At 53.5% G+C, this 11,818-nt stretch carries 7 protein-coding genes and 3 pseudogenes; 9 read left to right on the top strand and 1 reads right to left on the bottom strand.

Going from position 1 to position 11,818, the window contains the following annotated elements; genetic code table 11:
* Positions 1–51: 51 nt before the first annotated feature.
* From PspS35_RS04360 to PspS35_RS04345, 4 genes and pseudogenes are all read left to right on the top strand, one after another.
* Complete coding sequence (locus PspS35_RS04360; RefSeq protein WP_164420284.1) at positions 52–1,155, top strand: ROK family protein; 1,104 nt, start codon at positions 52–54, stop codon at positions 1,153–1,155.
* Between the two features lie 46 nt (positions 1,156–1,201).
* On the top strand, positions 1,202–2,083 hold the full coding sequence (locus PspS35_RS04355; RefSeq protein ID WP_159932920.1) for a DUF6528 family protein: 882 nt from the start codon (positions 1,202–1,204) through the stop codon (positions 2,081–2,083).
* A gap of 257 nt (positions 2,084–2,340) precedes the next feature.
* Positions 2,341–3,617, top strand: a pseudogene (locus tag PspS35_RS04350) (site-specific integrase).
* On the top strand, positions 3,610–4,128 hold the full coding sequence (locus PspS35_RS04345) for a hypothetical protein (protein ID WP_238785984.1): 519 nt from the start codon (positions 3,610–3,612) through the stop codon (positions 4,126–4,128). The pseudogene PspS35_RS04350 and the gene PspS35_RS04345 overlap by 8 nt, the downstream one beginning before the upstream one ends.
* Before the next feature lie 20 nt (positions 4,129–4,148).
* Here the strand turns inward: PspS35_RS04345 and PspS35_RS04340 are convergent.
* Positions 4,149–5,284, bottom strand: a pseudogene (locus tag PspS35_RS04340) (IS3 family transposase).
* A gap of 72 nt (positions 5,285–5,356) precedes the next feature.
* On the opposite strand from PspS35_RS04340, the pseudogene PspS35_RS04335 reads away from it, so the two are divergent.
* From PspS35_RS04335 to PspS35_RS04315, 5 genes and pseudogenes are all read left to right on the top strand, one after another.
* Positions 5,357–6,592: pseudogene (locus PspS35_RS04335) on the top strand (site-specific integrase); the annotation flags it as partial.
* Entirely contained in the window at positions 6,589–8,610 is a 2,022-nt protein-coding gene (locus PspS35_RS30195) for a hypothetical protein (RefSeq protein ID WP_238785981.1), read from the top strand. The pseudogene PspS35_RS04335 and the gene PspS35_RS30195, both read left to right, overlap by 4 nt.
* On the top strand, positions 8,600–9,046 hold the full coding sequence (locus tag PspS35_RS04325; RefSeq protein WP_060765380.1) for a hypothetical protein: 447 nt from the start codon (positions 8,600–8,602) through the stop codon (positions 9,044–9,046). The genes PspS35_RS30195 and PspS35_RS04325 overlap by 11 nt, the downstream gene beginning before the upstream one ends.
* Before the next feature lie 260 nt (positions 9,047–9,306).
* Entirely contained in the window at positions 9,307–10,866 is a 1,560-nt protein-coding gene (locus PspS35_RS04320) for a carbamoyltransferase C-terminal domain-containing protein (RefSeq protein ID WP_202982118.1), read from the top strand.
* A gap of 102 nt (positions 10,867–10,968) precedes the next feature.
* A complete protein-coding gene (locus PspS35_RS04315) occupies positions 10,969–11,802 on the top strand; it encodes a glycosyltransferase (protein ID WP_159932918.1) in 834 nt (277 codons plus the stop codon).
* The last annotated feature ends 16 nt before the right edge of the window (positions 11,803–11,818 follow it).

The raw sequence follows: 11,818 nt of genomic DNA, 5'->3' as shown, positions 1-11,818 counted from the left end.
CAAAAAGATTGAAGGAGGCGTTTCTTGTTCAACTACAAGCTCAACGAAGGGATGCAGGTTACTGACAACGAGCGGTTCATCCTGGATGTGATTCGCCGTGAAGGCAGTATCAGTCAGTCCCGCGTCAGTCAGTCGAGCCCACTGACTCAGCAATCTACTCACCGGATCATCGGTGGGCTGCTGGGGCGAGACTTACTGCAAGCGGGACCTCCGTTGCCCGGTGGCGGGCGCGGCAAGCCGTCGCCGAGCCTGCAACTGGCGACCAAAACCGTGTTCAGTGTCGGGATTGCGATCAACACCGATTGCGCGATCATGTCCCTGACGGCCCTCAACTGCGAACTGGTGGAGGAGGTGCGTTTCCGCTTTCCGCCCCTGAGTCGCCAAAGCACCCTGGAACGACTGCAAGCTGCCCTGGAGCGGATCTGTTCGCGCAATAGCGTGGACCGCGCCAGCCTGGTGGGCATCGGCTTTTCAATGAACGGCTACTTTGTCGCTGACCGTCGCCAGATCAACGCACCCGAGCCGCTGCGCGATTGGTCGCTGATCGACTTGCAGCCGCTGCTGGAAGAGACCTTTGGCCTGCCGGTTTGGCTGGAGAACAGCGTCAGTGCCGCCGCCGTGGGTGAAAGCCTATGCGGCGCGGGGCGCTGGGCGCGCTCCTTCGCCTACCTGGGGTTCAACTACGGTTTTGGCGGTGGGTTGGTGATCGAGGGCAAACCATTTTTTGGCGCCAACGGCAATGCCGGCGAACTCAGTTCGATATTGACTCGGGACGAGCAGGAGGTTCGTCCGGCATTGCGCTATCTGCTGGAAGTCCTGCAGGAGCAGGGGGTCGATGTCGACTCCATCGAAGATATCTGGCTGCGCTTCGACTCGCGCTGGCCCGGCGTGGAGACCTGGATCGAACGGGTGATGCCGTGCCTGAATCGCATCATCAACGCCCTCAGCGGCATCCTTGATCCCCAGGCGATTGTGTTCGGCGGCCAGTTGCCCGTGGCGCTCGGCGAAGCCTTGATGGCTCGGGTCGAGTATTGGGGCGGCGACCGCTACGGCGTCAACGCCACTCGCCCGCGCCTGGTCATGGGGCAGCAGAGTTGTGACGCAGCGGCCCGTGGCGCTGCATTGATTCCCTTGCGCGCCTGCTTTTTCGTTTGAACTAAGCCTTTATCTGTTAACCGATCCTTTATCTGGAGATGTCGTCATGCATCCCTTGCATTGCCTGCTTGCGCTCGCAATCACCTCAACGGCTTTCGCCACTCAGGCAGCAGAACGGCTCTACGCCTGTGGCGATGATCAGGTTCGCGAGTACCAGGTGCAGGCCACCGCGGCCACCGAGATATGGCGCTGGAGTGCGGCCGATACCAAGGACCTGCCTGCGTCTTACCGTGACAAACTACTGGCGCATATTGATGAATGTAAACCTGTGAGCGGCGGCCGCGAAATCCTGGTGACTTCCTCTACTGGTGGCGTTGTGTTGCTCGACCGGGCGTCAGGGAAGGTACTGTTTCGGGCGCAGGCGCCGATGGCGCATTCTGCGGAGTTGCTGCCCAACGGCTTGATTGCAGTGGCTTTGTCGATTGATCCCAAGGGCGATCGTCTTCAACTGTACGACCGCAACCGCAACGAAACGCCGCTGTTCGAGGTCCCGCTGCCTTCCGGCCATGGAGTCGTCTGGGATAATGCGCAGAGTCGGCTGCTGGCGTTGTCCCACGATCTGCTGCAATCGTTCGCGGTGACCGGCGATCGCACGGCTCCCTCCCTCAAGGAGTTGGAGCGCTGGACATTGCCGGGGCGACGTGACGGCCACGACTTATCCTCCCTTGGCGATGGTCGCTATTGGGTGACCACCGACGATGGTGTGTGGCTGTTCAATCCACAGAACGGCGCGTTTTCACCTTTCGAGCCGTTGGGTTCATTCTCCAGAATCAAGGCCGTGAGCGTGCTCGGCGAGCGCCTGGCCTGGGTCGAAGTAGAGGAAAACTGGTGGGCCTATGGGTTTCATCTGGCCAATCATGACGGGAGCGCGGCCGTGCGTTTTCCGGTGAACGATTTGCATCTTTATAAGGTACGCTGGATTCGTTAATTCGAGGCTGAAACACCGGTGCGGCGGATATTTGTGATGCGCTGCTTGTTAGAGTCGCTGTGGAGGGTCAACAGTGGCATGAATTAAATTGTCGGTTCCCGATTGATTTTCTATTCCACATAAATGGTCAGCTTTCAGAACGCGTGATGACGCTGATCGAAGCCATGGTGTGTGACAGTGAGGTCTATTCAATTGATAAGAATAAGTTGCATACTGCGGACGCCCAAAGTAAAGGGGGCACCTATGGACATTGACGCTTGTTCTTACAGAGAGATCTCTTGGCTACCGTCGAACACATTCACTTCAGTCCGCATGACCTTTCTGTCAAAGATCGCGTGATTACCTACTCGCTGAATAGCTCCCGTGTAGTGATCGAAGGACTACCACAAATATTTTGGGAAGACGGCTTGCCCTGGAGAGAAGCCAATCTCTGGGCTATGGAGAGAGTCACCAATGGTGAGGCACTCCTTAAGACCGTTTCTAGCAACCTGAACGGGCTGTTGAACTACGCGAAGTTTTTGGAGAGTCGCGGGCTTCAATGGTTTGCGTTTCCGACTCGAAAGGCTGATCGATGTCTTGTTCAGTACCGGGTCCTGCCACGGCTTCCGAGTACATGCGTAACTGCATCAGTTTCTACAGGTGGGTCAGGAGGCGTGGCCTTCTAAACCCGCTATTGCCGCTGTGGAAAGACAAGCGCTATTTCATCAAATACTTTGACCAGGTCGGCTTCGAGCGAACGCTAGCTGGCACCACCACCGATCTGGGTATTCCAAACCGAAAACGCATTGGGGTCACTTTGGAAGGTGGGCTGCTTCCTGTGTCAGCGGTTGATCGAGACGCCATTCTTGATTTCACAAAACAGAACGCCTCACTCGAGCTTTATCTGATGTTGGCTCTAGGTTTCTTTACGGGTATGAGACTGGGAACGATCTGTGACCTTCGTATCGATACGTTGGAGCGTGCCTTACCTGATCCGTCTGCTAAAGGTCTGCTTCTGATATCCGTAGGGCCAGGTGCGTCCCCGCCCGTGCATACCAAATTCGGAGTAACTGGCCAGGTATGGATTCCCGAAGCTTTGTGTTCAGAACTCTTGGAGTACGCCAAGAGTCTTCGCAGGTTGACTCGCGAGGCATCTGCTGCTGGCGAGCATCAAGACTTAGTTTTCTTGACACGTTTCGGAAACCCTTTTGGACGTCGCAACAGTGATCAATCTTCGGCCATAAACGTTGAGATGTCATCGCTTAGAAAATTAGGCATCGCGTCGGGCATCAAAACGCTCAGGAAGTTTCGCTTCCACCAATCCCGATGCACCTTTGGAACTGAGTTAGCTAGGCTCGCTTTAGCAAATTGCACTGATGTGGCGATAGTGATTGCGACTGTCAGCAATGCATTGCTTCACGGTCGAAATTCGGAGGCTACCACCTTCAAATACATCAAATTTGTGCAAGCCGCACCTGCTAAGCAGGCCATTGCGAACAGCTTCATGACTGCGTTTACAGGGATTTCTTCAATGCAGGGAGCAAGCGATGAATAATCTGACGTTTTCAGACCTGACGTTTCCAACGCTTGAGTACGCGAAAAATGAGACGCCCTGGGATATGGCACCACTTTTATACAACGGTGGTGCTAAGGCAAAAGTGAAGACTGTACGCAGTGAAATCACATCAGGTGCTTTGGGTGATCTCTTGCTGGAGCGGGTAGAGCTTGTGAAAGGGCTCCATGATTGTTTGACCGATGATCTTGCCGGCGGAGGAAGCCGCTTTTCGGCGAATAACAAGATCGGCGCGTTGAGGAAGTTTTTTCAGTGGGTGGATCAATGCGGGCGTCCGTTGAGTGTTGATTCGGTCGCGGAAGCATACCTGGGGTGGGCTGAGCATCTTCTACAGCGTCACCGCGTGGAAGAATATCTAACCGCCGGATCGTTATACGACACGGCAAGTTTAACCGCGACAATGCTCGACCGAGTTCTGGGTCGAAGCTCGACGCTTCTCTACAGCACCCGAATTCGCAAACCAAGAGGCAACGGAAGTGAACTGGTCAAGTAATCTTGGACACCGATTACGGTTCACGCCGCCAACCTTTCCTTCATGACCGGCGACCGGTAGTCGTTATAGCTGTGAGGCCTGCTGATGTTGTAGCGAGAGACATAGCGCTGCACGTCTGCTCGGGCCTCATGTTCCAGTTTGTAGCCCGTTTCAGGCACCCACTCTGATTTCAAACTGCCAAAGAAACGCTCCATCGGGGCGTTATCCCAGCACTCGCCTTTACGGCTCATGCTTTGCCTAAAACCCTGTTTGAGCAGCTCGTTTCGAAACTTATGACTGGTGTACTGACAACCTTGGTCAGAATGAAACAACACATTCTGGGGATGGCTGCGTAGCTCAACCGCCATGCGTAGCGCTTCGCAGGTCAGGTTGGCATCAGAAATCATCGAGAACGACCAGCCCACGATCCTGCGAGCGTACAAATCCAGAACGGCGGCGAAGTACATCCACCGCTTGCCGACCTTGATGTAAGTCACGTCGCCACACCACACCTGATTAACCGCCGTCACATCAAATTTCCGCTTGAGCACGTGTGGCGCCACTAAGGCCTCCACGCCCGGCGATTTGTACTTATGGCGCCTGCGCTGACGACTAGCGATGCCAGCTTCGCGCATCAAACTGCGAGCCATATAACGTCCGATACGATGCCCTTTGGCTTGTAGCTCCTTGGACAATGTACGTGCGCCGGCCGACTCTCTGGACGCCTTGTGGTGCCTGACCAGCGCGGCCTTGAGCTTGTCCCGTTCAGGATTTGCTCTGCCTTGGCGCTGGCGCCAAGCGTAGAAACTACTGCGGTTGACCCCGAACGCCCGGCAACACCTTTTAACGCCGTACTGCTCGTCCAGCTCATCGATCAACGTGAATGATCTTTGGCGTCCAAAAGCAGGAGAGCACTGGCCTTTTTTAGGATTTCGATATCCAGGTCTTTCTCTCTGAGCAGAGCTTTGAGCCTCTGGATTTCTCGTTGATCAGCGGTAATCGCCTTGGCCCCTACGGGAGTCGAGCCCAAGCGTTCTTTTTGCACTTGATCGACCCAGCGACGCAGCGCTGTGGGGCCGATATCCAGGCTGGCACAGACTTCGGTAACTGGCTGACCTTCATCCAACACCATGCTGGCGGCCTTGAGCTTGAACTCACTCGAATAAGATTTACGCATATCCAAACACCTCAAATTTGGGCGCTATCATAGCGCCCGATTGAAGTGTCCAAAATCATTAGGCCAGTTCAAAGGGCAGGTAATGGGAGTACTGGTAAGCAAAGCTTAGAAGATAGCTTTTTATTCGGTCAATTCATTGCCGACCTCTGTATGGCCCTTACCTATGAAGTCGTGACGGGGCCACTTCCCATCCAAGTGGAATTGCGGTCGGGTTCCACGCTACCTATCTGGTGCCGCCTGCGCGATACAGAGAAGGATGCGTCACGAGGGATTCGACCTCGAACCAAATTCCAGATTGCGGACATCCTACGAAACCGCGAACTTCGGAACTCTGACGTTTCAATCGAGACTCGATACCCGGCAGTGAACCTACGAATTGAAGCCGAACTGCTTATGTTCATAGCACAAACTGGCATGAATTTGTCACAGGCGCATCAGCTTCGAATCGACCAATACCATTACACGAGTCATCTTGACGGTTACCAAGTCAGGTCTTACAAAAAGCGCCGCCAGGGTGAAGTGCTGTTTGAAGTGTTCTCAAGCTACAAGCAGTGGTTCGAACGCTACATCGAGTGGCGAAACACGTGGTTTCCAGACGATCTAGAGGGACTTCTTTTCCCTCTCGTGCGTCTTGGGGGACGTCTCGTTCTAGAAGCTCCCCAGTTCACAGCTATCACGCGCCTCTGCACATATTCCGGTATTCAATTCGTTCGGCCTCGTAAGCTCCCGGGTGCGCGTATCAACTGGCTGTTACGTGAGTCGCAACGCCCCGAACTTGTGGCAGAAATCGCACAGCACACCGCTGAAACTTTGATTCGTGTTTACGCCGAGCCCAATCCGCAAATTGCTATGATTGAAATCAGTCGATTTCACCGGCAAACAGATCCCGTCGTTTGCTCGCCTGCTCCAGGTACTTGTGTGGCGCCGGTTCCAGAATCGGTCGTGGATGCTCCAACTAATGCTCCTGATCCCGATTGTATTAATGCAGCGGGTTGCCTTTTCTGCGTCAATCATCGGGATATTGAAAGCGAGGATCACGTCTGGTCTCTGAGTAGTTTGCGAATGCTCAAGAGCTTGGAGCTAGTTAGGTATCGTCCGGCGTGCACGGACAGGTCTGAAGAGGCTGATCATCCAGCGATGCTTGCGGTCGAGCGTCTGAGTGCGAAGCTACGGTTCTTTCATGAAAGTAGCGAGGTGCGTCGGCTATGGGTTGAAGAGGCACTGGCTCGCATAGCTGAGGAGGACTATCACCCAGCTTGGGACGGATTTATTCGACTTGCGGAAGTTACAGCGGGGCTTTCCCTATGAATATGCTCTCGACATTAGGGCTTTCTATCGAGTCGCCTCTCGCCGTTCCTGGGGCATCGAATTACCGTCCAGAGAGCTGGCCTCCGCAGCCTGATTGGCCAGTCGTAATTGATGCGCTGGGTAACGTCGTAAGCCGCTGGGGCGATCCAATTTGGAGGCTTGATCCATGGGCCAAGAAGGCAGTGACCCTGAATTTTGGTGATGGACCAGCTAAAAAATCAGCGGCGCCAATCAGCTCAACGAACGCAAATTTGCTTCGAGTCATCACAGGCTGGTGGCTATACGGGCCGTACGGCGCTCGTGGCTACAGATCTCTTAAAACGCGTTTCGATCAGATGCGACGGCTGTTTGTTCTTTGCGAAGAGGCAGGAATCCTTGCCAGCGAACTAAGCCATTTTCCAAGCGTATGCCAACGGATACCTGCCTTTCTTTCTAGCTCAAGAAAAACCGAGTTTCTTTCGTTAATGCATGAGCTTTACGCGTCCAGAGATTCCGTAGGGTTTACGCTGATGGATCAAGGCTCTCTAACCCGCCTGGCTGCGCTTTTTCCAACTCACCATACAGCTCAAACACCTTACATTCCTCCACGCATTTGGCGCTATCAAGTGACTAGGCTGCGAGAGTGCCTTGATGACTTCCTATCCCATCGAGAACAGGTTGAAGCTTGTTACCGGTTCTGCTTCGCGGCTTACGAACATAACCAGAGGGTTTCGGAGAGAACGGCGTGCGTAAATGCCCCGCCTTTTTGCGGCTATAACATGCAGTTGTCAGGCACTAAAACGGGGCTTCGTTTTCTCGGCGCGTTTGCGGATACCGCGAAACGCTTCGGCATCTTTGAGCTACTTGAACGTTGGGTAGGGCACAGTGGTGACTTGCAAGTAAGAGCGCTGACTAGCTATCTGAAACTGGTCAACGGCGTGGGATTGGCTTACATCCTTAACTTCAGTCTCATGCGGGTCGAGGAAGCATGGAATCTTCGAGCCGGGTGCCTTGACATCGAGCACGACAAGAGCTTCGGTGACATTTTTTTGTTACGTGGGCAGACGACAAAAACGCTCTCTGATAGGGACGCCATTTGGGTCACATCCCCATCTGTGGCGGTCGCCGTGAAGGCGATGGAGGTTATTTCTCTGTTTCGCTCACTACACGCACCTCACGAAGCCGAGAGAGTTCTCGCCGGGCGTTACTTGACCGATTTTTCTTACGAGCCCTGGAGTTCGTTGCGCAATAAAGGTAATCACTCACTGAGGCCGAGCATCCACTCATATTCCGACTTTTTGGGGCGGTACGGGAAGCTCTTCGACTTAGAACGTTTGCGTATCACGACTGAGGATTTGGAATTAGCCCGGCTAGCTACCCCTTCATTACCGGAGGAGTATCAAGCGGGCGCTGTATGGCCGTTGGCTTGGCATCAGCTGCGTAGAACTGGGGCAGTGAACATGCAAGCTTCCGGGCTCGTAAGTGATGCTTCGCTTCAGTACCAGCTCAAGCACGTCACACGAGCGATGAGCCTTTACTACGGACAAAATCACTCGCGGATGCGTCTAGAGGAAAAGGCTCACACTCTGTACGTTCGCACAATGTACGAGACGCTTGGGAGAGAGTTACAGCAGCTTACGAGTGAGCGTTTTATCAGTCCCCATGGAGACAAACGAAAGGCTGAGATTGTTCGGCTGATTTCGCCAGAGGATGCGAAGAAGATGATTGGTTTGGCAAAGAAAGGCGCAGTCGCCTGTCGCCCGATCATTCTTGGCGTTTGTGCGAGTCGAGAGCCTTGTCCGTACGGCGGAATTGACAACATTGCCCATTGCGGCGGCGGTGATTCAGTGGATGCAAAACCTTGCCCTGATGTGCTGTATGACTCAGAAAGATTGGGTACGTTGGATGATCTTGAACATGTACTCAAAGAACGGCTTGCTACTGCTCAGGATGGGAGTCCGCTAATGGAATCGTTAATGGCTCAACTGCGAAGCGTAGAAAGCTTCCGTCGTGTCGTAAGGAGCGCAGATGGACGTTAAACTCCCTGCTCGCCGCAGCGCGGCGGATCAATATCGTGATGCTTTTGAGCGCCTGAAACTCAATAGGCCACAGCTTCTACCTAAGGGGACACCGGTCACTCAGAACAACGTGGCCAAAGAGGCCGGGAGCGACCCGTCGGCGCTTAAGAAATCACGTTTCCCGAGTCTCATCGCAGAGATAAAGACCTACGTGGAACAACATGCGGAGGAGCGACCTCCTTCGTTGAACAAGGTAAATCTTCTCGCCCGGCAGAAAAGCCGCGCCCTGCGTGATCGGATTGAGCAAGTTGTCCGGCAGCGCGATCAACTCGCAAGCTTATTGAGCGAAGCAGATGCAAAAATCGTTGAGCTGTATGACCGTATCGCTGAGCTTGAGCGGCAGTTGCCTGCGTCAAATATAATTTCGTTGGATCCGCGCGGGTCGAGAAAGCTTTGAGATAACAGCGCGTAGGGGTGTGTACCTCAAGCTTGACTAGTGACCACATCGCGATGTTAGGAGAGTTGGCATAACTAAAATTGTGGTACGGTCCTACGCTGCTGCATAAAGGGTGCATGGAGCGCTCACCTCAACAGAGAGGGAGCGCCATCATGCAAGTAGGTGTTTATGGATGACGGGATTGCCACCGCGTGAAAATTCTCTCGTATAACCCGGGCCATGATGGCGCCATTGTACTGCTTCAAGATGGACATTTGATAATGTCTATCGAAGCGGAAAAAAATTCGAACTATCGGTATTCATCACTTGCTATTCCGGATGTTTTGGATGCAATCGGTGAGCTAGAAGACATCCCTGATGTCATTTGTGCTGGGGGGTGGTGGCCTCGTGATCATAATGAGTATCTATATGGCTCCAAAACGAATGTCGGATATCGTGGTGTATCCGATAACGATGTCATCGTAAGCCAAAGACGTTTCCTAAAACGAGATGTGAAGTACTTTTCATCCTCACACGAACGCGCACACTTACTTTGCGCCTTTGGCATGTCTGCTTTCCCAAAAGGAACTCCTTGCTATGCCTTAGTGTGGGAGGGCGGCATCGGTGCTTTTTACGAGATTGATTCAGAACTGAACATCATACTGGTTGCCGACGTTCTAGGTCAGCCGGGTAATCGATACGGTCTGCTCTATGGCCTAGCCGATCCGACCTTTCCAAAAAATGGAGCGTATCCCCGGAACTCAGATGCGGGGAAACTCATGGCGCTGGCATCATGTTCGAATCGGAGCACGCCTTCCGTTGAAGAGAAGAAGTTGCTTAATTTTCTATTAAGTGGCCCGTACCAAGCACTCGACTCTTACGAGGACATTGAAAGCGCGCCTCACTTCAATGTCGGCCTGGAAGACCATGAGTTTAGAAACTTTGCAGGAATTTACAGCGATGCGATATTCGATATCTTCTATCGGTTCGCGAAAAAACATTTGAAAAAGAAGCTTCCACTAGTTATTTCCGGTGGATGCGGGTTGAATTGCGACTGGAACACGAAATGGAAGGAGGCTGGTCTTTTTTCGGAGATATTCGTGCCTCCGGTCGCCAACGATTCTGGCTCCGCCATAGGCACGGCCGTCGATGCGCAGTTCCGCTTTACTGGTAATCCTAAGATCGAATGGGATGTCTATGCTGGGTTGGCGTTTGGTACGCTCGGCGCATTCAATGCTGATAGATATGACATCCGAAATGTCGATTCCGCTGCAATCGCCGATATGCTGGCGAGCGACCTCATCCTCGGATGGGTAAGCGGCCGATACGAGATCGGCCCACGCGCACTTGGCAACAGGTCCATCTTGGCTGCCCCGTTCCGAGATAGCACTCGAATCCGACTGAACGAGATCAAGCAGCGCGAACAGTTCCGTCCGATTGCACCTGTATGCCTCCAGGATGATGCTGAGAGATGGTTCGGATGCACACACGAAAGTCCGCACATGCTTTTCACTCATCGTGCAACGACGAAAGCTCTAGCAGCCGTCACGCATGTGAACGGGACGGCCCGTATCCAGACCGTCACCTCTAAAACCAACAAAAGACTTCATGACTTGCTTGTTGCGTTTAAAAATCGCACTGGGTACGGAGTGTTGTGTAACACGTCCCTAAATTTCAACGGGAAAGGCTTCATCAACAACATTGCTGATCTCGATGCCTACAGCGTTGAGCACGGATTGGACGGGTTCGTGGTTGAAGGGCGGGCATATCTGCTAAAGGTTTCCCAGCGATATCAAGCATACAAGGCGGTCGCGGACTCTTCAGTTTTGACGACCCGCTAACTGGGCGAAGACTAGCGGTAGTTGCGCCACGTGTCACGCCGGAAGGGGCATCAGTCGGACGCCCCAATCCGATGTATGCCCCTTACTGAGTAAGCGAACATTATGGATTCATACCCACTGGGATTCGAGGAGGACGATCGTCTGCGATCCGCCTTTATCCGAAACCTCACGCTGCATCAGCTGAACCGCTCGGCAACTTCGAATGTTACCGGATCGAACCTGGCTTCGAGTATTCCGAAGACACTCGTACAGTACTGGCACGATCCGCATGATGTGCCGGAAGACGTTCAAGCCTGTATTAACAGTTGGAAGAGGCTAAGCGCGGAGGGCTTTGCATTCCGGATGTTTAACGACGTATCCGCTGCCGAGTACATTACTGAGTGGTATGGAAAGTCGGAGCAAGAGGCATTCGCCCGATGTCGCCATCCGGCAATGCGCTGCGACTATTTGCGGATGTGCGTCTTGGTTGCAGAAGGTGGACTTTATGTCGATGCAGATGACGTACTGCTTGGAGACAACTGGAGAGACCTTTTCCATGACAGCGCGCTTAAGGTCCAGCCGCTTTGCTACGACATCCCATCTAGCAGCATGGTGCCGGCGTCAGAGATCTGGCGAAGTGATCTGCCGACAGACGAACGCATCTTTTATGTCAACAACGATCCAATAGCTGCGCCAGCCCATCACCCCGTACTGAAGCGAGCGCTGTCTCGCTCGACCGAGAAGCTTTTAGGCAAAGCTCGTTTCCCAGAGATCCAAGAGACGACTGGTCCCGGAAATATCACCGCTTCTTTAGCCGCGCACGCACGTGATCTGATGATTAGGGGGGCACCTCTCGACTTCGAATTGTTAAATGACTGGGAGTCAATTGCGCAAACACGTTGGGACCTTTCCTACCGTAACGACGCCCGCAACTGGCGCAACATGGACTCCCATTGAGGCTATCTGGAGTAGG

This window comes from Pseudomonas sp. S35 (genome assembly GCF_009866765.1).
In the GTDB taxonomy this organism is placed as follows: Bacteria; Pseudomonadota; Gammaproteobacteria; order Pseudomonadales; family Pseudomonadaceae; genus Aquipseudomonas.
Note: the sequence above shows the minus strand (reverse complement) of the source record. Positions and strands in the feature narration are given on the sequence as shown.